This window comes from Listeria grandensis FSL F6-0971 (assembly GCF_000525835.1).
Taxonomy (GTDB): domain Bacteria; phylum Bacillota; class Bacilli; order Lactobacillales; family Listeriaceae; genus Listeria_A; species Listeria_A grandensis.
Genome location: NZ_AODD01000001.1, coordinates 80687 through 104453 on the forward strand (window position 1 = coordinate 80687; position 23767 = coordinate 104453).

Consider the following 23767-nt stretch of genomic DNA (forward strand, 5'->3'; position numbering starts at 1 on the left):
ATGAAATCAAAAAAGCTAGATGTAAATAGGAGAGAAAGGCGTGCGAATATGCTAAAATAGAAGGCGAGCAAGTTTATCACATAATGAAAATCGACATATGAGGTGAGTGTTTTGAATCATTGGGAAGATTTTTTAGCGCCATATAAACAAGCAGTGGAAGAACTGAAAATTAAACTAAAGGGAATGCGTTCACAGTTTCAATTAGCAAATAATCATTCGCCAATCGAGTTTGTGACCGGCCGCGTGAAGCCTGTTTCAAGTATTTTGGATAAAGCGAACAAGAAGGATATTCCGCTGGATCGTCTAGTGGAGGAGATGCAAGATATCGCAGGACTTCGAATGATGTGCCAGTTTGTGGATGACATTAATGTCGTTGTTTCTTTACTACGCCAGCGCAATGATTTTCGAATTATTGAAGAACGCGATTACATTACAAATAAAAAGCCGAGTGGTTATCGCTCCTATCATGTGGTGATTGAGTACCCAGTTGAGACGGTACAAGGTGAGAAGAAAATTTTAGCTGAGATTCAAATCCGAACGTTGGCAATGAATTTTTGGGCGACAATTGAGCACTCGCTGAACTATAAATATCAAGGTGAATTTCCAGAAGACATCAATCTACGGTTAAAGCGTGCAGCCGAAGCCGCGTTTCGATTGGACGAAGAAATGAGCGAAATTCGTGAAGAAGTGCAAGAAGCGCAGGTCTACTTCACAAAAAATAAAGAAGTGCCAAAAGACAAAAATGCGAACCATCATACATTGCCAAAAAATTAATGGAATGATTCGTCTGTGTAAAGAATAGGGGAGAAGTAATGATGAAGTATGTAGTCACGTCAAGAGGTGATGAAAAGTCGGATCTGTTACGCCTCAAAATGATCGGTTATTTCGATGATTTTGACATGGAATATGATGAGGCAGAACCCGAGATTGTGATTTCTATCGGTGGGGATGGAACGCTGCTCGCGGCTTTCCATGAGTACCAACATCGTTTGGATAAAGTAACTTTTGTCGGCATTCATACCGGTCATTTGGGATTCTATGCAGACTGGCGCCCATCCGAGGCGGAAAAATTAGTTTTTGCGATTGTCGAAGGAAAATATGATACAGCGGCTTATCCACTTTTAAAAACGACGATTAAATATGGCGGTAGTAAAGAGAAAGTCTATTTAGCGCTTAACGAATCTACCGTGAAAAGTTCCGGCGGGCCGTTCGTTGTGGATGTTGAAATCAATGGTTCTCACTTTGAGCGTTTTCGTGGTGATGGCTTATGCATGTCGACGCCTTCTGGAACAACGGCGTATAATAAAGCTCTGGGTGGTGCATTGATGCATCCATCCATTGAAGCCATGCAGTTGACCGAGATGGCATCGATCAATAATCGCGTATACCGGACGATAGGTTCACCACTTATTTTACCAAAACACCATTCCGTGACGTTAAAGCCGGTAAATGATAAAGATTTTCAAGTATCGATGGATCACTTGAGTATTCTGCATCGCGATGTTCACGAGATTAGATATGACGTCGCCCAGCAAAAAGTGATGTTTGCGCGATTCCGATCGTTCCCATTTTGGAAAAGGGTACACGACTCGTTTATTGAGGAATAGGTGTATATGTGATGTAAATCGGCGGCAAGCGTTCGCATTCAGGAGATTCGGCGGACTTCCGATTCTCATGTACACAAGTACGCTCCGCTTCCGGCTTCCACCGAATCTCCTGAATACAAACGCTTTCGCTCAATTTGTTGGTAGCAGAATTTAGATCTTACTCGGTAGAGCTAAGATCTAAATAAATATAAACATAAACAAAAGAGGTATAATCATGTATTTAGAATGGCATGTCGTGGCGGAGGATGATAATCTGATGCTGCGCACTTTTTTACGAAATAAACATGTTTCTAAGCTTCTTCTTACTTCTGTGAAATTTTCGGAGGATGGAAAGATTGAGGTGAATGGAAACGAAGAGAATGTGCTTTATCGTGTGAAAACGGGGGAGCATGTGCGGATTACTTTTCCGAAAGAGCAGGAGAATGAACGGTTGCTTGCGGAATTCGGAGCGCTTGATATCGTGTTTGAGGATGACTTTATCCTTGTTTTAGATAAGCCGGCTGGAATGACGAGTATTCCGTCGCAGTATCATCCTAGTGGTTCTGTCGCCAATCATTTAAAAGGGCATTATCTGAACAACGGCATTGATTCAGCGATTCATATCGTTACTCGGCTGGATAAGGAAACATCGGGCTTGATGCTGATTGCCAAAACACGATTTTCACATGGAAGGCTTAGCACTTTGCATCAAAATGGGCATGTTACACGGAAATATCAGGCGCTCGTTTCTGGAAATATGAAGGCGAAATCTGATAGTATCGTGGCCCCAATTGGTCGGAATCCAGAGAGCCTCATTGAGCGCGCCGTCGTTCCTGATGGCAAATATGCCAAGACAAATTATGAAGTTGTCGCAAGTTATGCCACGTTTGACCACGTTAAAATTCAACTGGAAACAGGGCGGACACACCAAATTCGGGTTCATTTTGCGCATATCGGACACCCGCTGCTTGGTGATAGCATGTATGGGGGCCCAGTGGAATTGTTGCAACGCCACGCGCTTCATTCCAGTCATCTAGAATTAATCCACCCCTTTACCGAGGAGAAAATGGCTTGGGATAGTGAAATGGCAGCAGACCTTGCGCAAATTTTGCGAGAAAATGAGTAATAAGGTTTTAAAATCGCGATCGTTCGTGTAAAATGAAGAAAAGCGTGTAATTTTAAGGAGGAAATGGAACATATGAATTTATCTTTAGAGGGAAAAAACTATGTCGTGATGGGTGTAGCAAACAAAAGAAGCATCGCCTGGGCAATCGCTCGTTCATTGAATGAGGCTGGAGCAAATCTGGTTTTTACATATGCAGATGATCGTTCGAAGCGTAGCATTGATGAACTTGTGGGCTCGCTGAATGAAAATAACAAGCATCCACTCGTTATCGAATGTGACGTAAATAAAGAAGAAGCGATCGTTGCAGCTTTTGAAGCAATCAAAACGAAAGTCGGCAAAATCTCTGGTATTGCGCATTGTATCGCGTTTGCTAACAAAGATTTCCTTGCTGGTGATTACTTGGAAGTAAATCGCGAAAGCTTTTTGCAAGCACATGAAGTTAGTGCTTACTCCTTCACAGCCATTGCACGTACAGCTAAGCATTTAGAGATGTTAACAGACGATGCAAGCCTAGTAACATTGACATATCTCGGTGGCGAACGCGTCGTGAAAAATTACAATATCATGGGCGTAGCAAAAGCAGCACTTGATGCTAGCGTGAAGTACTTGGCAATGGATTTAGGAAAAGATGGCGTTCGTGTTAATGCGATTTCGGCTGGGCCAATCCGTACGGTTTCCGCGCGCGGTGTTGGAAGTTTCAGTGAATCTCTAGCTTTAGTAGAAGAGAAGGCTCCTTTAAAACGGGCCACGCAAGCCGAAGAAGTGGGAGACACAGCCTTGTTCTTATTCAGTGGTTTATCTCGCGGCGTGACTGGCGAAATGATTCACGTAGACAGCGGTTATCATATTATTGGGTTCTAAACGATTCAACAAAAAAGCATGTCGTGCTGCTCTTGTAAAGGAGCGTCACGACATGCTTTTATTTTGTTATTCTGCCGCTTGAACGGTAATTTTGTCCCTATCCAAAACAGCAACAAGTGCATTTGTATCAGGTTGTTCAATCATAAAATCAGCAATCGCATCTTCTAAATGTGATTGAATGGTTCGACGTAACGGCCTTGCTCCAAAATTAGGATCATAACCAATCTCAGCAAGTTTTACTTTTACATCGTCGTCGACAGTTAATTCGATTTCTTGCGCTGCCAACATGTTATTCAAATCTGCTAGCATCAAGTCGACGATAACAAGTAGATGTTCTTGGGCTAAGCTTTGGAATGTAACAATCGCATCTAGACGGTTGAGAAACTCAGGCTTGAAGTAATCGCCAAGTTTGTCCAGAATTTGTGATTCTTTTTTCATGGCTTCCCTAGCGGTGGTCGCGAAACCGACGGAGGCTTCAGAAATGCCAGCGCCAGCGTTACTTGTCATAATAATCACGGTATCCTTAAAGCTCACTGTCCGTCCTTGACTATCAGTAAGCCGACCGTCCTCTAAAATTTGCAAGAACATATGCTGCACGTCAGGATGTGCTTTTTCCATTTCGTCTAGTAAAATAATGCTGTATGGGTTGCGGCGTACTTTCTCAGTTAGTTGACCGGCTTCTTCATGACCAACATAGCCAGGAGGGGAGCCAATCAGCTTCGAGACGCTGTGTTTTTCCATGTACTCACTCATATCTAGACGAATCATCGCATCCTCAGAACCAAACATTTCGGAAGCAAGTGTGCGGCCAAGTTCGGTTTTACCAACCCCGGTCGGCCCAACAAACAAGAATGAACCAATAGGGCGGTCCTTTTGTTTCAAACCAACACGGCTGCGACGAATCGCTTTGGCAACTTTCGTCACGGCTTCTTCTTGACCGATGACTTTCGCTTGTAGATTGCTTTCTAAATTTTTCATTTTAGACTGCTCATCAGCTTGTAAGCGTCCAACTGGAATTCCTGTTTTTTCCTCTGATTAGCGCTTGGATATCAGCGGCATGAATCGTGGGTATATCGCTTGTGGAACCTTCTGACTTCACTTCTTTTAATTTCGTAATTTCATCGCGAACGGAAGCTGCTTCTTCGTAATTCTCATTGCGCAGGGCGGCATCTTTTTGCTCCTCTAGCTTAATAATCCGCTCATTGATTGTATTTGGATCAATATGTGTCAATGTTAAATTGTATTTGGAACCAATCTCATCCATCAAGTCGATCGCTTTATCTGGCAAATGACGATCTTGAATATAGCGATCACTCAACGTCACCGCAGCCTCAATCGCATCTTCTGCAAAATGAACGTGATGGAATGCTTCATATTTGCTTTGTAAGCCTTGCAAAATCGTCAGTGCTTCATCCGTCGTAGGCTCATCCACGATAACTGGTTGGAAACGACGTTCTAACGCGGCGTCTTTTTCAATTTTGCGATATTCTTTTAGCGTGGTTGCCCCAATCATTTGCAGATCCCCGCGAGCAAGTGCTGGCTTCAGGATGTTCCCTGCGTCCATCGAACCTTCGGCAGATCCCGCTCCGACAATCGTGTGAACTTCATCGATAAATAAAATCGTGTTTTCATCGGCTTGTAGTTCCGTGATCAACTGTTTCATCCGTTCCTCAAATTGACCGCGAATACCTGTGTTCGAAACAAGGGAGGCTACATCGAGTAGAATCACTTCTTTATTTTGTAGTTTAGAAGGGACTGTGCCAGCGATAATGGCGTTTGCCAACCCTTCCACGACAGCGGTTTTACCAACACCAGGTTCACCGATCAAGACAGGATTATTTTTATTGCGCCGGTTTAAAATTTCGATAACACGACGAATCTCATCGTCTCGGCCAATTACAGGATCTAGTTTCCGATCTCGCGCCAGAGCTGTTAAGTTCGTCCCATATTCTCCAAGGAAACCGCCACGTCCGCCGCCAGCTACTTGTGTTTTTACAGCAGTTTTCTGTTCAGGCTGTGCGTTTCGTTGTTGTTGTCCAGCGATATTCGCGAAAAAGTCGTCCATTGGGGAGTAAAAACCGTTTTGACCTCGTGCTCCACTGGATGCGCGAAGTTGGGCATAACAATCCGCACAAAGCGGCATCTCCATTTTTTGACCGTTCATGTTCATATATAGTTGAATCGTAGCTTCATTTTGATTACAATTTTGACATTTCATATCATAACCTCCTGAAAAATTTGAGATTAGGTCTGACTTTGACTTTATTTGACCTTATGATTATAGTATACTCTGACCTTTACTGACTTTCAACTGTTTTGCTCAAAAAAAAAGAACCAACGTGATGATTTGCTAGTTCTTCTTCGTATTTAGTAGATTGGTAAAATTAGTAGTAATAGTAAATTAAATGTCCAGTGTGAAATAATCACGAGAGACAAACTTGGACGCCGCACATACATAAAGCCCCAGAAAACGGATGCGAGAGCTGCCGCCAACGCGATAACAAAATTACCGCTAAACAACATCAATGCCCCGTTTAAAGCAGCCATAATGAGGACTGCCACCCAGGGGACTAAATCGTTTTCTAGACGTTTTAAAACGAAGCCGCGCCAGAAAATTTCTTCCCCCGGGACGATCGCGACAACGAGTAGTAACCAGATGAGCAGTGATTCAGGCTCATATTTGTTATATCCTTTTGCAACGAGTGCATCGAAATTTCCAGGAATGAATTTCAATAGAAGTGCACCTATGTAAAATAAGATATAAAGGATAATACCGCTAAAAATACCTGGAATTATGTTTTTTAGGACAGAATATCGTTTCTTTAATTCATCATTTAAAATAACCCAACTAATAAGAAATAACATGGATGCCCCGTATAAGTACCAAAAAACCGATGCATACTCAAATGTGACATACATCAACCCCGCTGCCAGTAAAATTCCTATGAACAGGCGGTAATCAATCTTGTTGCTTTTCAATGTTTTACACCTCTTTACTCCATTACCATCTATGAATACTTTAATAGAAAAGCACATATTTAGCAACAAGGAACCTCTTTTATTACAGATTTTTTTGTAATTGATTGTAGTTTTACTAAAATCCGATATAATTAGAGGATAGGAGTTGATTGCCTTCATGGTAGAAAAGAGATTTCGATTTTTTGTGTGGCTATATATGGCGATGTTTTTTATAGCCGTACTACTCATTGTTTTAAACATATTGCCAGTACGTTTGACGGCAGTGCATGCACTATTTTTTATCGTCTCTGGTATTTTTGCAGTTATATTTTTAATTTTACAGTACGGAAAAGGGCTAGGGTCTGCGATTACGATCTTAATATTTATGGTAAGTACGTGTATCGAATGGATGCAAACGAGCTTAACAAGTGGCGGGGATGGAAGCGGTGTGACCACGGATTTTGGACTGGTGATCAACGGGATCCCGGTGGCATTCGGTTTCATTTGGCTGGTACTGATTGTGGGGACGCATGTTATTGCTCGGGAAATAACGCTGAAAATAAAAATTGATTGGCTACGCGGCGGTATTTATGCGGTTATTGGAGCCACGATGGTCATGGTTTTTGAAATGCTGATTGAACCGGTAGCAATGCAAGTGAAACAGTTGGCGACAGAAAGCCCAACGATCACGATTATTCAAATGACTGATGCGGCAAACTGGTGGATGTTAGGGTTGATTCTGCATCTTATGATTTATTTCATGCTCAGCCTGACGGATCAGTGGGGCAAACTCCATTTTCCAACATTAAAGTCAGAACTAGTTCTCGTATATTGGATAGTGCTTTCCTTCTTTCTAGTGTTAGGCTACTATATGGGGTTGTGGAATATTATTGCGATTACACTCACGGGGAATATACTGTTCACTATTTGCTATTATTTAAGTCTAGAAAACGATACAAAGAAAAAACCTGTTGCATGATTGGTCTGCGACAGGTTTTTTTAAGTGTGCTCTTTGTTAAATTTTTGAACGGCGATATTAGCGCTTTCCAATATAAAAGGGAGGCTGTTAGCAGGATGCGTCGCGCCACCAACGATTTTCATATTTTTAATGGCAGGCGTTTCGCTTGGACGAAATGGACCTAACTGGGACCATTGATGCGTTAAACTAAAGATGGCGCCTTTGAAAATATGATAATCATGTTCCCAATCGTATGGTGTAATCATTTTTTCGGTGACGATATGGGATTCTAAATCAGTGATAGCTAGTTTTCGCTCGATTATTTTAAAAACCTTGTTGCGTAAGGCGTGGGACTCTTTCTCCCAATCAATCTTACTTTCATTATTTGGAACCGGGATGAGAATTCGTAAGGTGGACATGCCCTGTGGCGCCATGGTTTTATCGACAGCGTCAGGATATGTGAGATGAATCGATAAGTCGTCGGGAATCGCCAGTTGGTGCATAATTTCATCCATATGAATCCGGAAATCATCAGGAAATAGGACCGTATGCACATTTAATGGTAATTTTGTATTTAGACCAAGGTATATAACAAAAGCAGAACATGAGTATTTCTTTTTCGCTAATTTTTTCAGACTGATCGGTGCTTTTGATTCTGTAAAAAGATGGCTCATCGTGTACGCATAATCGGCATTCAGGAAAAAATAATCGCCTGTAATAACCGCGCCATCATCCAGCGTAATCGATGTAATTTTTTTGTTCGCCGTGCTTATTTGCTGCACATGCTGATTTAAATGAATTTGACCGCCGTTTTCTTGGACGATTTCGCTCATCGCAAAGGTGAGGCGGTTAATACCACCAATAATATGAAAAATGCCAAAATAATGTTCAGCGAATGGAATGACCGAGAAGGCACCAGGCGTTTCCCACGGAGACATCCCTAAAAATTTCGTTTCAAAAGAAAAAGCAAGTCGTAATCTGCGATCTTCGAAATATTTGGCAAGTTCATCCACAAGATGATTACCTAATGTTAGACTTGGGAGTGCGCGCAATGTTCGCAGACGAAATAAAGACCAGAGCGAAGGAAACGGCTCTTGCCACAAGGGGAGAAGGTAGACCATTTTTTTAGCATTATCGCGCATAAAACGATCGTAGTGTTCTTCTTCACCTGGGAAGAGGCGAGCAATTTCTGCCTTTGTTTTGACTGGATCAGAAGAGGGGCTAAATACGACATCTCCCATGTATAAACTGTACAAAGGATCGAGCGAGACGAGTTTAATATAGTCTTGAATGTTGCGCCCACAGTCGGCAAATAAGCCCGTAATGACATTCGGCATGTTCAGCGCAGTAGGACCGAGGTCAAAAGAAAAACCATCCTGTTTGAGCATGGCTGTCCTACCGCCTATTTGGGCAGCTTTTTCATAAATATGTACGTCATGACCTTGCTGGGAGAGCTGCATAGCAACGGCTAAACCGCCCGGCCCAGCACCGATGATAACGATTTTTTTCTTTTCCATTTTTGAAAACTCCCCTTTGGTTGAGGTTTTTGTGAAAGCGTGCTTTGCTAGGTTAGAGCCTCCATTTTGAACGGATTGTTTCGGCTCTCACTTAAGCCCATTCAGCTTTTCTCTTCGGAATGTATGATCTTATAATTTTTATGATTCACCACTGTTTTTTCTTCAATGGCTAGGTTTTTGAAATTTTCCATTAGTGTTAAATCTACAATGACAGAGTTTTCATTTATTTTTTCAACGACTCCTGTCAGGCCGTCTTTGAACTCGATAATGTCTCCTACTTGTGCTTTTGCCATGTTTATCACTCCCAATTCATAGAAACGTTAATAAAGCAATTCGCTGAAGATAGAACTTTGACTCCATTTTGCCTGAAAGTCAGTGGGAATGCAAATGAAAGCCCTTGAAAGGACGGGTGAAAATGTCTGTAAATGGACAGGTTTACCATAAAACGATGATTTAAAAAAAAAAATCATGAAATTCACGAGAAATTTGCACCAAATAGTTGTGTCGGGTGCGAAAACATGGTAATCTTTTTAATTGAGGGATAGTCTTTTTTTGCTGAATTTTTTTTTAGTGAGGAAAGTCACAATAAAATTTCTTATACGAAGGAGAATGTAAATTATGGAACAAGCAAGCTTTGTAGTAATCGATGAAACAGGTATTCACGCCCGCCCGGCTACTTTATTAGTTCAAGCGGCAAGCAAATACAGCTCAGACGTACAAATTGAGTACACTGGCAAAAAAGTTAACCTGAAATCAATCATGGGCGTTATGTCTTTAGGTATTGGTAAAGGCGCTGACATCACAATTTACGCTGAAGGTAGCGACGAGAAAGATGCAATCGTTGGCCTAACAGAAGTGCTTAAAAAAGAAGGCTTGGCTGAGTAATGGTTAAGGAATTAAAAGGTATCGCAGCATCCGATGGTATCGCTATCGCAAAAGCTTATTTATTAGTGGAACCAGACTTATCTTTTGATAAAACGGAAGTTGCTGATACAGAAGCCGAGGTTAAACGTTTTCAAGATGCAGTTGCAGTTTCTGGTTCGGAGCTTGGAAAGATTCGCGACATCGCGAAGGAAAGCTTAGGCGAAGATAAAGCTCAAATTTTTGATGCGCATCTTTTAGTTTTGAATGATCCAGAACTTATTACACCAATCTCTGAAAATATTACAAACAACAAAGTGAACGCAGAATCTGCTTTACAAGAAACGACAGACATGTTTATTGGCATGTTTGAATCAATGGATAACGAGTACATGCGTGAGCGTGCGGCGGATATTCGTGATGTTCGTAAGCGTGTGTTATCGCACCTTTTGAATGTGACAATTCCAAATCCTGCGCTTATTGATGAGGAAGTTGTTGTCGTCGCTAAAGATTTGACGCCTTCTGATACAGCACAATTGAATCGTAATTTCGTTAAAGGTTTCGTAACAGATATCGGTGGACGTACATCTCACTCGGCAATCATGGCGCGCTCGCTAGAAATCCCTGCGGTTGTAGGAACTGGCGAAATTACGCATGATACGAAAGAGGACCAAATGATTATCGTGGATGGCTTGGAAGGAAATGTTATCATTGACCCAACAGCTGACCAAATCGCTCATTATGAAAAAGTGAAATCTGATTTTGCGGCACAACAAGCAGAATGGAATAAACTTAAAAACGAAGCAACGGTTTCAAAAGACGGTCATCACGTGGAACTTGGCGCCAACATTGGTACGCCAGAAGATTTGACAGGTGTAATCGCGAATGGTGGAGAAGCAGTCGGACTTTACCGTACAGAATTCTTGTACATGGGTCGCGATAACTTCCCAACCGAAGAAGAGCAATACGAAGCATATAAAGCAGTACTTTCCGGCATGGACGGGAAACCTGTAGTGGTTCGTACGCTAGACATCGGTGGCGATAAAACGTTACCGTACCTTGATTTACCACATGAGATGAATCCATTCCTTGGTTTCCGTGCGATTCGTTTATGTTTTGCAAATGAAGAGTTATTCCGTACGCAATTACGTGCTTTATTGCGCGCAAGTGTTCACGGCAATCTAAAAATCATGTTTCCAATGATTGCAACTGTTAATGAATTCCGCCAAGCCAAAGCACTTTTGGAAGGCGCGAAGAAAGAGTTAGCAGCAGAAGGCATAGCCGTATCTGACAAGATCGAACTTGGTATTATGATTGAAATTCCAGCAGCAGCGATTCTAGCGGATCAGTTTGCAAAGGAAGTTGATTTCTTCAGTATCGGAACAAATGATTTAATCCAATATACAATGGCAGCAGACCGTATGAACGAACAGGTATCCTACTTGTATCAACCGTACAATCCTTCTATTTTACGCCTTGTGAAGATGGTTATCGACGCAGCGCATAAAGAAGGTAAATGGGCTGGTATGTGTGGCGAGATGGCTGGCGATCAAACAGCTGTACCGTTGTTGCTTGGAATGGGCTTAGATGAGTTCTCTATGAGCGCGTCAAGCATCCTGAAATCACGTTCTCTAATCAAACGCTTAGATCGTACAGAGATGGCGAAATTAGCAGACGAAGCATTACAACAAGCAACAGAAGAAGAAGTTGTAGCGCTAGTTAACAAATATACTGCTGAGTAATCAGAGTAATAGAATGAGTGAAGAAAAACCTGGGAGATTCCTCAGGTTTTTCTTTTTAGTATAAGACCTGTTGAGAAAATCTGTCGACCTCCAGTAGCGTAAAAATTACAGGAGATCGACAGATTTTTGTTAATGACTGGTACAACAGCGATTAGGCTCTTTTCATAAAATATTTTTGTAAAATCAAGCGCTAGAAATCCCGATTTTGTCATCGGTCGACAGATTAGCCCCTTTGAGGTATGATGGGAGTGGGGCTGAAATGGGTACGGGTTTTATCTAAGTATTGTGTAATGTAAATGCGGCAGTGCCAGGAACACGGGCCATTAATCCTCTTGTTTTATCTAAGTATTGTGTAATGTAAATTTAGGAACTATCAAGGGGCATGATGATAATGCGGCAGTTTTATCTAAGTATTGTGTAATGTAAATATATGAGCTTGATTTTTTCCACCTCAATGTTTTTGCGTTTTATCTAAGTATTGTGTAATGTAAATACTGGACTTTTATCCATCAATTTCACGCCCGCGCCTGTTTTATCTAAGTATTGTGTAATGTAAATTGCCTCCAAATACGATGAGACAACTTAAACTTTATTGTGTTTTATCTAAGTATTGTGTAATGTAAATCAGGCGGGCACCTGCGCCCTCGCGCATCCCTAATAAGTTTTATCTAAGTATTGTGTAATGTAAATCCGACTTGGTTCTACTGCTCAGATGGCGGATACAGTTTTATCTAAGTATTGTGTAATGTAAATTAAATTACTTGACCTTTGTAAACTACTGTTGAACCTGTTTTATCTAAGTAATGTGAAATGTAAGAGGATGCTTCAAATAATTATCTGGAATATATAGAATTTTCATCCAATGAATCCAGAAAATAAATGCGCCTTCAAAATCCACAACTACTCCAATTTGCATTTTCTTGTAACCACGGGTAAACTTTGTTCTATAGACAAGTGACCAGTCGAAGGAGGAGTTTTGGAATGAATAAAATTGGATTTATCGGTGTTGGTGTGATGGGTGCGAGTATGGTGCAGAATTTGATGAAGGCGGGTTTCGAAGTACATATTTATACGCGGACGAAATCGAAGGCGGGTGCTGTTATCGAAGCTGGTGCAATCTGGCATGATACGCCGCAAGAGCTAGCGCCGCATGTGGACGCACTAATTACGATGGTTGGATATCCAACAGATGTGGAGCAGCTTTACTTGGCTGAAGACGGGCTTTTAACCACGCTTCGCTCAGGGAGTTTTGCGATAGATATGACGACATCTTCTCCAAACCTTGCGAAGCAGATCGCAGAAGATGCGAAGGAAGCGGGGATTGCGGTAATTGATGCGCCTGTTTCTGGTGGGGATATCGGTGCTAAAAATGGCACGCTAACGATTATGGTTGGCGGTGAAGAGCGCGCGTTTCTTACTGTGGAACCGATTTTAAAAGCAATGGGACAAAGTGTTATTTTGCAAGGTTCGGCGGGGCTGGGCAGCATACGAAGATGGTCAACCAAATCGCGATTGCTTCCAACATGATTGGCGTCACCGAGGCGATTTGCTATGCGAAAAAAGCAGGACTGGATCCTGAAAAAGTATTGGCGTCGATATCGGGAGGTGCGGCGGGAAGTTGGTCGCTCTCAAACTTGATTCCACGCGTATTGCAAGAGGATTTTTCACCAGGATTCTTTATAAAGCATTTCATTAAAGATATGCGAATTGCGCTGGATGAGGCGAAGCAAATGGGACTTGATTTACCAGGCTCGCGATGGCGGAACAGATGTATCAGCAACTAGCCGAAGCGGGATATGCTGATAATGGAACACAAACACTGATTAAGTATTACGAAAAATAATGAAAAAAAGCGCTGCGTATGATACCAAAAGGTGCCATGCACAGCGTTTTTTATGCGTATTTTTCCATGAATGTAGCCATTCGGTCCATCGCTTCAGCGAGTTGACTGAACGAAGCCGCAAACGATAGTCGGAAGTAGCGGTCTCCTTTTTCTGAAAAAGCAGATCCCGGTACGACGGCGACTTTAGCATTTTCCGCTAGCTCGATTGCCCAATCAAAAGAATTCTGGGTAATTTGATCTGGTAGTTTGGCGAAGAAATAAAAGGCACCATCAGGTTCGATGATCGAAAAACCCATTTTACTCAGGCGCTCTTGGACAAAACCAGCGCGTGTGTTGTATTCCGTACGCATTTGAACCGCGTCATCCTTACCGTTAATTAAGGCCTCTTCTGCGGCTTTCTGAGAGATCGAGGATGCACAAGTAACCGAGTATTGGTGGACTTTCAGCATTTGACTTGTAATCGCTTCAGGAGCCATTAAAAAGCCAATACGCCAGCCAATCATTGCATGTGATTTAGATAAGCCATTAATCACGATTGTTTGGTCGCGAATCATGGTTGCAATAGAAGTGTGCGCTCCGAAAAAAGTTAATTCACTGTAAATTTCATCCGCAATCACAAAGATATCAGTTTCACGAACTACATCCGCGATTTCCCCTAATTCTGCTGCAGTCAACGTCACGCCGGTAGGATTCGATGGATAAGGTAAAATCAGCGCTTTAGTCTTTGGTGTAATCGCCGCCCGTAACTGTTCAGCAGTCAATTTGAAGGCTGTTTCAGTGGTGTCTATTTTGATAGGCGCTGCGCCCATTAAATGGATGAGCGGCTCGTAGCTGGATAGATAGGGTCGGGTAGCAAAACCTCGTCGCCTGCTTCCAAAATTGTTTGTAACGCAGTGCTGATCGCTTCTGTGGCACCAACTGTCACAATGATCTCCTTCGTGCTATACGAAAGGTCGTATTTATCGTAGAAATAATGAGAGGCTGCTTGCAGGAGCTCTGGAGTGCCGGCATTTGGCGTGTAGTTTGTAAAATCGTCATTGATAGCATCGATAGCAGCCACTTTGACATGATCAGGCGTTGGGAAATCAGGTTCACCAAGCGTCAATCGAATCATATCCGGAATACCCGCAACACGATTATTAAATGTGCGAATACCACTAATCTCAATTTCCTGAACAGCTGTTCTTAAATTTTTTTGCATGGACAAACTTCCCTTCCAATTCTTAAAGTTAGTTCTATCATAGCACTTTTTAGCGGAAATAGGGGGAGGCATTCTCATAAAACGCGGATTTTTTGAGAGGATCAGGCTTTACGCCGGTGTAATTCTCGAGTGTTGCCTTTGCATGTGACAAAGACATCCTAACTTGGTTCGTTGTTTTAATCGGTCGCATCATGCCAAGGTGTGGTAGATTTTTCATATCTTGTTTTTGCGGTGGAAGATGAAACAGGAAACCGTGGCAATCAATAAGGAGATTGGAATGTTGGTAAGACTTTTTTGGATTATTTGAAAATTGTAGACCTAGCTTTTTCGCAAAGCCTTCTTGGATTAATTTCTCAATCGCAGCTTTCTTTAATTGATAAAGATAGCGTGGATCGATTGCGGCCTTGCTATGGCGATTCACAATAAAGATCGCTTCGGCAATTTTTTTGCTTGCATCAGACATTGTATCCCTCCTTTCTTAGCTATAGTAATTATAACGGAAAATCAGTGGAGAAAAAAGGGAAATTACAGAAAAAAATGAAATAAATCCTAAATGTGTCGGTGATTTTGGTGATTTTGTGCAATTATGCAACATTTCTTGAATTATCGGACAATTTTTTTACAAGAAGACTTGTGTTCTAGAAAAATTTCAAGTATACTATCAATAATGATAATCATTTTCAATTAGAGTTTAATGATAGCGTTTTGGAAGGGATTGATGGAAATTGAATAAAACAGGTAAAGTTGAATCATTTTATTTCCCGACAAAAGACGGGATGTTGAAATTGCACGTATATGGCTTTAATCCAGTAGGTTCATGGGGCGAGGTATACACAACCTTGAACGAACAAACGGTGTGTGTGAAGGGATTTCACCGCCACAAAACAATCATGCGTTCTGTGAAGATGATGCTAGATTCTACCACCAACAAAAAACAAGGCTAGGGTCAGCGCGGGCGGCAAATGCTCATTTTGTTGTGGCTCTTTGAAGCAGTGCGAATTAGAGCCTCCATATGCAAAGGAATGAAGTGCGTTTGTAGCCGGGCATGTTTTTTGGATATATAGATTTGGGGCTGCGAAATCGGGTTTTGGACTTGGTTTTGTGGTTTTTTTGCGTTTTGGATGAGAAGTAGGTTTGAAATGATGGGATAGGAGGAAACGAGTAATAGTGAGATTTAAATAATTTGTTTATTATAAATTTAACAGAACGCTTGCTAAATAGGTGTAAGGTGCGATAAAATCTGTTAGTATGGTTTAAACAAATGACAAACAATGGTTGAATAGAGAGGAGAATGTACAATGTCTCAGTTATTGGGAATTATTCAACGTTTACAAGCAATGCAAGAGGACGAATCAGCGGATACGCAATCAAGAAGGTTCGAAAGAGATGGTGAACCGTTGTGTGAAGTAAGGTATTTCCACGCTTCAAATTCGTATGAAATCGAAATTTATGGAGACAACAATAAATATCAGTTTGATGATATTGACATGACAACACTAGAAATCTACGATATCCTGCAATAAGCTGTGAGGGTAAAACAATCTCCAAAAAAAGCATAGTAACGGAAAGATTACCAAAGACGACAAACTCTGTTGCTTTTGGTAATCTTTTTGTGGAAGAAAAGCGAAAACAGCCCGTTTAGCCTCGACAGAAATTGTTAGGGGACGCAGTGAAAACCCTCATTTGGTTTTTGCGGAGGCCCCGAAATTTTCGAGAGGCAGGCTGTTGTAGCTAGATCGCGAAGCACGGATAACACGGATAAGTAATGAAGCAAACCATTCCCGCATGCAAGATTACTGCGCACGAACAAGCGCAGACAAAGTATTAGTCACAAAATCGCCTACATATGATTTACAGCAATGCTAGGAGAGGAAACAACTCATTTTTGATTTAGCGAAGGCCCCGAAATTCCCAAGATGCCTGTTAGTCTCGCTTTGCTTCATTGCATATTAGGCTCTTCTGAATTTACTGTTTCTTGTTTGTTTTGGCATTAATTCATCGTTGGATATCGTAAGAGCCACTGATGGATGACATGCTCACTTTGTTCTTATGTATATTCGGGCTCTAATCCAGCAAGTGAATGCGCCAACAAAATCACCCATATATCCTTTTTGCAGCCTCCAATCCTTTTGAAACGGCTTTCTTTATGGTAAAATAGACGTGAGCAGGTTTGAACTTGTCTCATTCGGGTTAAATATACTAAGGACTTAGAGTAGCAGGGACTTATAACTAATGGTTCGGAGCTAATTTCAAACAGGCCAATAAAGAACAGAGATGAGGGAGATTGTATGATCTCTAGTAAATTAGGAAATTTTTTAAACGACAAATTAGAAAATTATATTATATCCGCCGAAAAAGTAGCGCATGTCCAAATGGGAAATAATTTAGAACATGCATTACTGGTACTGACGAAGTGCGGCTATTCCGTTATTCCGGTACTGGATTTTGAATTCAAATTGCACGGACTGATCAGCTCAGCGATGATAACTGATTCGATTCTGGGTATGGAACGCATTGAGTATGAGCGTCTAGAACAACTTAAAGTAGAGGACGTTATGCAAACCAAAATTCCGGTCTTGACCAATTCGCATGATATCGAAAAAATTGTGAAATTACTTGTGGACAATCCATTTATTTGTATCGTGGATGGGGAGGGAGTTTTTGAAGGTATCGTCACTCGTCATGTCATTTTAAAGCAAGTGCAACGCTATATTCACGAATAGATAGGAGAGAGCCAGATTGATCGTCACAGAATATGAATTGCTAGTATGCCTAGCTGCAGAATTAAATATGCGCAAAAGTGCAGAGAAACTGTTCCTATCGCAACCAGCGCTCTCACAACGACTTCAAACCATTGAAAGCAGATGGGAGACCAAGATTTTTTTACGGACACAAAAAGGACTACTGCTGACGCCAGAAGGGGAAGCGATTGTGCAACATGCGGAGCGTGTGATTGAGCGAGAACGCCAGATTCAAGAGCGTTTAGAAGCGCAAGACGGCATCGTTCGCGGAACGCTAAAAATTGCTTGTGCGAGTATTGTTGCTCAAATGTGGCTTCCACGCGTGCTAAAGCAGCTTATCCAAGCCTATCCAGATGTGCATATCTCGGTTGTAACTGGCTGGAGTAGCGAGATTCATCAAGCGCTCGTCGATGGTTCTGCACATGTTGGCATTGTCAGGGGAAACGTCGCTTGGAAAAGTATCCAAAAACCACTTTTTCAAGATAAACTTTTTCTTGTAGACAAAGAAATAACGCGACTTGATGAGGTATTAGAATCGGAACGACCATTTATTCAGTTCCAAAGTGATTCGAATTATTATCAGGTTATTCAAGACTACTGGCAACGCAATTTTGGTAAGATGCCGCGTCAAGCAATGGTGATGGATCAGATTGAGACATGTCGTCAAATGGCTTTCAATGGTATCGGTTTTGCCATTTTGCCAGAAGTGACGCTGATCGGTGCTAGCGAGGATATTCATAAAATTCCGCTCGTCGATAAGTCAGGTGAAATATTAAGTCGAGATACGTCGTTGATTGGCTATGAGCAGTCGCTCGCGCTCCCACAGGTGAAGGCGTTTTTAGAAATTGTAGATCAATATCTTGAAACTCATTACTAGCTGTGGCATCATTAGTGGTGAGCACATATTTGAGAGGGGTTATTAATTCATGAAACAAATGGACGCGCATCAAATTATTTCATTCATTCAAAATAGCAAAAAAGCAACGCCCGTGAAGGTTTATCTAAAAGGAGACCTTGCTAATATCGCATTTCCAGAAGATGTGAAAACATTTATCACTGGTGAAGCAGGAACGATTTTCGGCGAGTGGGCTGTCATTAGTGAACTTTTGGAGGCAAACAAAGCTAAATTAGTAGATTTTGTCGTGGAAAACGATCGTCGCAACTCGGCCATTCCATTGCTAGATATGAAAAATATTAACGCACGGATTGAGCCAGGAACTGTGATTCGCGATCAAGTAGAGATTGGGGATAATGCGGTTATCATGATGGGCGCGAGTATTAATATTGGCGCTGTCATTGGTGAAGGTACTATGATCGATATGAACGTTGTGCTTGGCGGGCGTGCAACTGTAGGGAAGAACTGCCATGTTGGTGCAGGCTCTGTTCTTGCAGGCGTTGTAGAGCCACCTTCCGCGCAACCAGTTATTATAGAAGATGACGTTGTGATTGGCGCAAACGTTGTTGTCTTAGAAGGCGTACGCGTTGGAAAAGGGGCTGTTGTTGCCGCTGGTGCAATCGTAACGAAAGACGTCGAAGCTTACACCGTAGTCGCAGGAATTCCGGCAAAAGAAATCAAAAAAATTGATGCAAAAACAAAATCAAAAACAGAAATTATGCAAGAACTTCGCGAGTTATAAAAATTATCGGCGGTTATTCTTAGTTTAAGTGAGAGCTTGTGCTAGGGATAAGCGCCTTTTTAGGAGGAGAAATGAGGATGACAGAATTAAACACGTTTATAAAATTGCGTAGGGAACTACATTTAATTCCTGAATTGGGTTATGAAGAAACGCAGACACAGCAGTTTTTATTGGATTACATAGCAACATTGCCACAAGCAAATCTAGAAGTGAAAACATGGCGTACTGGTATTTTAGTTCGAGTAACAGGCTTGGCGCCGAAAAAAACAATTGGATATCGAACGGATATAGACGCTTTGCCGATTACAGAAGAAACGGAATTGCCCTTTACTAGTTTACACAAAGGCAAGATGCATGCATGTGGCCACGATTGCCATATGAGTATTGCGCTGGGTCTATTAACAAACTTTGCTGCAAAGCCGTTATCAGATAATCTATTGTTTGTGTTTCAGCCCGCTGAAGAAGGTCCGGGTGGTGCTAAGCCAATCATGGAGAGTGCAGAGTTTAAGGAGTGGTGGCCAGACTTGATGCTCGGTTTGCATATTGCACCGGAATATAAAGTCGGCCAGATTGCTGTTAAACCGGGACTCCTTTTTGCGAATACATCGGAGTTATTTATTTCATTCAAAGGAAAAGGAGGGCATGCGGCATATCCTCATTTGGCAAATGACATGGTTGTTGCTGCGAGTGCTTTTGTCGGGCAGATGCAAACAATCATCAGCCGTAATATTGACCCGCTTGATTCCGCAGTTATTACGATTGGTCAGATCCGTGGCGGAGAGGCGCAGAATGTTATTGCGGAAGAAGCGTATTTAGACGGCACTATTCGTACGCTTTCCAAAGAAACGATGAATACGGTTTGGACACGCTTGAAGCAACTAGCAAAAGGCTGGGAGGAAGCTTATCAATGTGAAGTGAATTTTCACGCTGGATCTGATTACATAGAGGTCGACAACGATGAGAAGGAGACTTCCAAGTTCATCAACTACCTGCAAAAACAGCATCCTGAAAGTTATGTTGCCTGTAAAGAAGCGATGACTGGCGAAGATTTCGGCTACTTTCTCGAAAAGATTCCTGGTTTTATGTTCTGGCTAGGTGTGGATTCTGAATATAGCCTGCATCACGCTAAATTAAATCCAAATGAGGCTGCCATCCCTTTTGCCATCGACGTTTTAACAGGCTATTTAGAAAGTCTATCGGAAATTTGAGAGGAGACATAAAATAAGCAGGATATCACGATTCCCACTTTTATGGGTAAGACGTGAATCCTGCTCACATGAGATGAGGCTGCCTCTTTTATTTGCCGGGTTCTAACGGTGCTAGGTAGGACATCGGTAGTTCAATTTGATGAATCACCAACTCTTCGCGAATATCTTTTAAAAGGTTTCGCTGTACTTCAAACTGCTCGCCATTTACTGCTTTCCCGATGACTCGAATGACGGTAGCTACGGCGCTAACCTCTTGAACACCAAGAACTACCGGGCCATCCACAATGTTTTTGTTGTTTGCTTTTTCTAGCTCACAGACACGTTTAATGATGGCTATAGCTTGCTCGGCATCGGCAGTTGGCGCGATTCTAACATCTACTAAAATCCTCATGTTCCCACGAGAATGGTTACTAACAACGATAATTTGGCGATTAGGAATAAAATGTAGTGTACCATCGAAATCGCGAACCTGCGTTGTTCGGAGCCCCAGTGCCTCCACATTCCCGTTCACTTGATCGAGCGTGATGCTATCTCCAACATCTAGTTGCCGCTCCAGCAAGATAAAAAATCCTGTCACGACATCGCTTACTAATCCTTGCGCTCCGAATGCAATGGCTAAACCGGCAATACCAGCGCTTGCAACAATAGCTGTGATGTCGATAAAATTTTGTAAGATAAGAATAGCAAATGTGAAGAACATTAAATAACCAAAGACATTTAAAATCAGACTTTCTAACGTTTTCGCTCGCCCTTCGGATACTAATTGTTGTGTTCGATATCTTAGGAAAAAGCTACGTATCAATTTCCGACCCAGCCATTTCAAGATAAAATAGAGGGCCAATAAAATGATAATCTTTACTACCTCAGAGATTGTTTTTGCCCAAAAAAGATTCCAGTCTATATTTGAAAACCATTGCGTAATATGCGCCAATATATGTCACGTCCTTCGTAAAATTAAAGTTCCTTATCTATTCTAACAAATAAAAGGAAAGCGTGTCGAGAAAAGGCAGTAAATAAATGTTGCTTTGCCCAAACCTACAACATTATTTTCATTCTCGTATCAGGTAAGAAGATGGTAATGTTATGTAATGAACGCTTCTCTATGCCTTTTATGTGTGATTAGGGTACAATGGAAGGGATGGAAGTTATTGAAGGAGGAAACAAGATGTTCAAAAAAATGTTTAAAAAAAGACAAGGAAGAGGCGATAGTAGCGCCAGTAACCGGGCAATTAGTCCAATTAGAAGATGTTCCGGATCCGGTTTTCAACCAAAAAATGATGGGTGAAGGTATTGCGGTGAAACCAACAAATGGCACAGTTGTAGCGCCTGCTAATGGAGAAATTATTCAGGTCGCCGATACGAAGCATGCTTTTGGAATCCGTACAGAACTTGGTCAGGAAATCCTTGTCCATATCGGTTTGGAGACAGTAGCGTTAAAAGGTGAGGGCTTTCATGTGCTCGTATCTCTTGGCGATAAAGTAACGGTGGGACAACCAATTGTGGAAGCAGATCTTGATTTTATCGAGAAGAACGCGAGTAGCACAGTGATTCCAATGGTTGTTACAAACAGCATGGAGAATAAATTTGATTTTGATTGGAAAGCAGTAACGGATGTTGTTGCTGGTGAAACGGTAGTATTTGAAGCTAAAACAAAATAAGGACTTGTAAGCGAAGCATTGTTGCGTATATTTATTTATATGGGACAATGCTTTTCGTTTCTTTTCGAGGGGATTTAGGCTAAAATAAAATACATAGCTACATACTATAGTAGAAAAGGAGTTGGGAATCTTGGTACTTGAGGTTATTGTTGAGAACATTCGGGAGGCATCGGAGGCGGAACATTTTGGTGTGGACCGTTTAGAGGTTGTTTCGGCTATTAGTGAGGGCGGTTTGACGCCGAGTTATGGTGTGATAAAGCAAATTACAGAAGATATTAAGGTTCCAGCGATGATTATGATTCGCCCGCATAGCCATTCGTTTCATTATGATGATTATGATATTGCGATTATGCAGGAAGATATTTTGATGGCGAATGAGTTGGGAGCGCATGGCATTGTTTTTGGTGCTTTGACGAAGTCTGGTGAAATCGATCGCGACTTACTAGAAAATGTGATTGATTGGAAGGGTGACATGGATTTGACGTTCCATCGGGCCATCGAGAGCGCGCAGGACATCGATCGTGCCTACAATGTACTTCGCGAATACGGCAATAATATTACGCAAATTTTGACATCGGGTGGTGGTGCGAAGGCGACAGATTCGATCGATCGCTTGAAAAAATGGGTGGCGGATAGCCAAGCAGACGCGACTTCCTTTGAAATTTTGGTGGGGAGTGGTGTGACGGTGGATAATATCGGGATGTTACAGGAGACGCTGCACAACTCGCAATATCATGTTGGCGGTGGCGCGCGCGTGGATGGCGATTTTAGTAAGGGGCTGGACATTGCGAAGGTTCGAGCATTGCAGCAAGCGATACAATAAGGTTAGGAAGTCGGACTTGTGCTGGTTCGGCTTTTTTCGTGGATTGGGCTGTACCGGCTTCTTGATTTAAGCTATAATAGGAACAGAATAACTAATGAGGTGGAAATGTTGATAAATATGATTGGAACGGCGCAAACGATGGCCGTTATTGCAAAAGAGGAAGAATACTACATGTTAGAAAAGCGTGGCGTGGAAGTGAAATTGCCACTTACGAATGCGTCCAACTTGAATTTAGCGGTCGGGGATACGGAAATCGTGTTTATTTACCGCGATTATGATCATGAGGTTGTTGCGACGACAATTATCCCGAAAGCGCAAGTTGGGAAGTTTGCTTGGGGAACGGTGACGGATGTACGCAAAGATCTGGGTGTCTTTGTGGATATTGGAATTCCAAAAGATGTCGTTGTTTCGATGGATGACATGCCGGCGCTAAATCATCTGTGGCCGAAAAAGAACGACCGGCTAATGATCATGTTGCGCGTCGATGAGAAGGAGCGGATTTGGGGCGTGCTAGGCGAGGAGCATGATTTCAAAGCAATCTCGACAAAAGCGACCCAAGATATGTTTAATCAAAATGTGACAGGGACGGTTTACCGATTATTGAAAGTTGGGACGTTCGTGATTACAGAGGACGGGCATATCGGATTTATCCACGAGACAGAACGGACATCGGAGCCGCGTCTAGGTCAAAAATTAGATGCGCGGGTGATCGCTGTGAAGCCAGATGGCACGCTGAATTTATCGCTGCGTGGACGTGTACATGAAGTGCTAGGCGACGATGCAGAAATGATTTTGACCTATTTACGAAGTGTTGGTGGCAAGATGGCCTTTTCTGATAAATCTGATCCAGATGCGATTCGTGCGAAATTTGGAGTCAGTAAAGCGCAATTTAAGCGTGCTTTAGGAACGCTCATGAAGGAACGCCGTATAAAACAAGAAGATGGATTCACCTATTTGATCGAGGACGTAGCGGAGTAAGCATGAAAAACTAAGTCTTAAGATGGAGAGATAGTTCCAGCTACAGCGGCTGTTATCACTACGCCAAAC

The 23767-nt window shown here is 42.1% G+C and carries 21 protein-coding genes, 3 pseudogenes and 1 CRISPR repeat array; of the genes and pseudogenes, 17 read left to right on the forward strand and 7 right to left on the reverse strand.

Going from position 1 to position 23767, the window contains the following annotated elements:
- The first annotated feature begins 111 nt into the window (after positions 1-111).
- The 4 genes from yjbM (at position 112) to fabI (ending at position 3573) form a co-directional block, all read left to right on the forward strand.
- On the forward strand, positions 112-774 hold the full coding sequence (gene yjbM, locus PGRAN_RS00370) for a GTP diphosphokinase (protein WP_036064077.1): 663 nt from the start codon (positions 112-114) through the stop codon (positions 772-774).
- Positions 775-815: 41 nt separating this feature from the next.
- Entirely contained in the window at positions 816-1607 is a 792-nt protein-coding gene (locus PGRAN_RS00375) for an NAD kinase (RefSeq protein WP_036064079.1), read from the forward strand.
- Positions 1608-1821: 214 nt separating this feature from the next.
- Positions 1822-2712, forward strand: a complete 891-nt coding sequence (locus PGRAN_RS00380; protein WP_036064081.1) for an RluA family pseudouridine synthase — start codon at positions 1822-1824, stop codon at positions 2710-2712.
- A gap of 72 nt (positions 2713-2784) precedes the next feature.
- Positions 2785-3573 (forward strand): enoyl-ACP reductase FabI, encoded by a 789-nt coding sequence (gene fabI / locus PGRAN_RS00385; RefSeq protein ID WP_036064082.1) that lies wholly within the window; start codon positions 2785-2787, stop codon positions 3571-3573.
- A 66-nt stretch (positions 3574-3639) separates the two neighbouring features.
- Here the strand turns inward: fabI and PGRAN_RS00390 are convergent.
- Positions 3640-5791 (reverse strand): annotated as a pseudogene (locus tag PGRAN_RS00390) (ATP-dependent Clp protease ATP-binding subunit).
- Between the two features lie 149 nt (positions 5792-5940).
- On the reverse strand, positions 5941-6552 hold the full coding sequence (locus PGRAN_RS00395; protein WP_036064083.1) for a CPBP family intramembrane glutamic endopeptidase: 612 nt from the start codon (positions 6550-6552) through the stop codon (positions 5941-5943).
- Between the two features lie 157 nt (positions 6553-6709).
- On the opposite strand from PGRAN_RS00395, the gene PGRAN_RS00400 reads away from it, so the two are divergent.
- Positions 6710-7510 carry a hypothetical protein gene (locus tag PGRAN_RS00400; RefSeq protein WP_036064085.1) on the forward strand — a complete coding sequence of 267 codons (801 nt, stop codon included), beginning with the start codon at positions 6710-6712 and terminating at the stop codon, positions 7508-7510.
- A gap of 20 nt (positions 7511-7530) precedes the next feature.
- Here the strand turns inward: PGRAN_RS00400 and PGRAN_RS00405 are convergent, their stop codons facing one another.
- Together PGRAN_RS00405 and PGRAN_RS00410 are read right to left on the reverse strand one after the other, a co-directional pair.
- On the reverse strand, positions 7531-9006 hold the full coding sequence (locus PGRAN_RS00405) for a phytoene desaturase family protein (RefSeq protein ID WP_036064086.1): 1476 nt from the start codon (positions 9004-9006) through the stop codon (positions 7531-7533).
- 101 nt (positions 9007-9107) lie between these two features.
- Positions 9108-9299, reverse strand: coding sequence for a YkvS family protein (locus PGRAN_RS00410; protein WP_036064088.1), 192 nt, complete (start codon positions 9297-9299; stop codon positions 9108-9110).
- 325 nt (positions 9300-9624) lie between these two features.
- Between PGRAN_RS00410 and PGRAN_RS00415 the strand changes: the two genes are divergently transcribed.
- The 3 genes and pseudogenes from PGRAN_RS00415 (at position 9625) to PGRAN_RS00425 (ending at position 13452) form a co-directional block, all read left to right on the forward strand.
- On the forward strand, positions 9625-9891 hold the full coding sequence (locus PGRAN_RS00415) for a phosphocarrier protein HPr (protein WP_036058844.1): 267 nt from the start codon (positions 9625-9627) through the stop codon (positions 9889-9891).
- Positions 9891-11609: a phosphoenolpyruvate--protein phosphotransferase gene (gene ptsP / locus PGRAN_RS00420; protein ID WP_036064090.1), complete on the forward strand. Its 1719-nt coding sequence runs from the start codon at positions 9891-9893 to the stop codon at positions 11607-11609. Before PGRAN_RS00415 ends, ptsP begins: the two co-directional genes overlap by 1 nt.
- 269 nt (positions 11610-11878) lie before the next feature.
- Positions 11879-12427: direct repeats of the CRISPR family, unit length 29 nt; unit sequence GTTTTATCTAAGTATTGTGTAATGTAAAT.
- 163 nt (positions 12428-12590) lie between these two features.
- Positions 12591-13452 (forward strand): annotated as a pseudogene (locus PGRAN_RS00425) (NAD(P)-dependent oxidoreductase).
- 50 nt (positions 13453-13502) lie between these two features.
- Here the strand turns inward: PGRAN_RS00425 and PGRAN_RS00430 are convergent.
- Together PGRAN_RS00430 and PGRAN_RS00435 are read right to left on the reverse strand one after the other, a co-directional pair.
- Positions 13503-14653, reverse strand: a pseudogene (locus tag PGRAN_RS00430) (aminotransferase class I/II-fold pyridoxal phosphate-dependent enzyme).
- Positions 14654-14702: 49 nt separating this feature from the next.
- Positions 14703-15116 (reverse strand): YkyB family protein, encoded by a 414-nt coding sequence (locus PGRAN_RS00435; protein WP_036064091.1) that lies wholly within the window; start codon positions 15114-15116, stop codon positions 14703-14705.
- Positions 15117-15378: 262 nt separating this feature from the next.
- Here PGRAN_RS00435 and PGRAN_RS00440 point away from each other — a divergent pair, with 262 nt between their 5' ends.
- The 6 genes from PGRAN_RS00440 to PGRAN_RS00465 all read left to right on the forward strand — a co-directional run bounded on the left by PGRAN_RS00440 (position 15379) and on the right by PGRAN_RS00465 (position 20239).
- Complete coding sequence (locus tag PGRAN_RS00440; RefSeq protein WP_036064094.1) at positions 15379-15597, forward strand: hypothetical protein; 219 nt, start codon at positions 15379-15381, stop codon at positions 15595-15597.
- A gap of 354 nt (positions 15598-15951) precedes the next feature.
- Positions 15952-16176, forward strand: a complete 225-nt coding sequence (locus tag PGRAN_RS00445) for a YkuJ family protein (RefSeq protein WP_036064096.1) — start codon at positions 15952-15954, stop codon at positions 16174-16176.
- Positions 16177-16941: 765 nt separating this feature from the next.
- Positions 16942-17376, forward strand: coding sequence for a cyclic-di-AMP-binding protein CbpB (gene cbpB / locus PGRAN_RS00450; RefSeq protein ID WP_036064099.1), 435 nt, complete (start codon positions 16942-16944; stop codon positions 17374-17376).
- A 16-nt stretch (positions 17377-17392) separates the two neighbouring features.
- On the forward strand, positions 17393-18271 hold the full coding sequence (locus tag PGRAN_RS00455; RefSeq protein WP_036064100.1) for a LysR family transcriptional regulator: 879 nt from the start codon (positions 17393-17395) through the stop codon (positions 18269-18271).
- Positions 18272-18320: 49 nt separating this feature from the next.
- On the forward strand, positions 18321-19031 hold the full coding sequence (dapD, locus tag PGRAN_RS00460) for a 2,3,4,5-tetrahydropyridine-2,6-dicarboxylate N-acetyltransferase (RefSeq protein ID WP_036064102.1): 711 nt from the start codon (positions 18321-18323) through the stop codon (positions 19029-19031).
- Positions 19032-19108: 77 nt separating this feature from the next.
- On the forward strand, positions 19109-20239 hold the full coding sequence (locus PGRAN_RS00465; RefSeq protein WP_036064105.1) for an N-acetyldiaminopimelate deacetylase: 1131 nt from the start codon (positions 19109-19111) through the stop codon (positions 20237-20239).
- An 88-nt stretch (positions 20240-20327) separates the two neighbouring features.
- On the opposite strand, the gene PGRAN_RS00470 is transcribed toward PGRAN_RS00465, so the two are convergent.
- Complete coding sequence (locus tag PGRAN_RS00470) at positions 20328-21170, reverse strand: mechanosensitive ion channel family protein (protein WP_051998358.1); 843 nt, start codon at positions 21168-21170, stop codon at positions 20328-20330.
- A gap of 217 nt (positions 21171-21387) precedes the next feature.
- Between PGRAN_RS00470 and PGRAN_RS00475 the strand changes: the two genes are divergently transcribed.
- The 3 genes from PGRAN_RS00475 (at position 21388) to PGRAN_RS00485 (ending at position 23698) form a co-directional block, all read left to right on the forward strand.
- On the forward strand, positions 21388-21897 hold the full coding sequence (locus PGRAN_RS00475) for a PTS sugar transporter subunit IIA (protein WP_036064109.1): 510 nt from the start codon (positions 21388-21390) through the stop codon (positions 21895-21897).
- A gap of 130 nt (positions 21898-22027) precedes the next feature.
- Positions 22028-22720, forward strand: coding sequence for a copper homeostasis protein CutC (locus PGRAN_RS00480; RefSeq protein WP_036064111.1), 693 nt, complete (start codon positions 22028-22030; stop codon positions 22718-22720).
- Positions 22721-22828: 108 nt separating this feature from the next.
- Entirely contained in the window at positions 22829-23698 is an 870-nt protein-coding gene (locus PGRAN_RS00485) for a CvfB family protein (RefSeq protein WP_051998360.1), read from the forward strand.
- Positions 23699-23767: the final 69 nt, after the last annotated feature.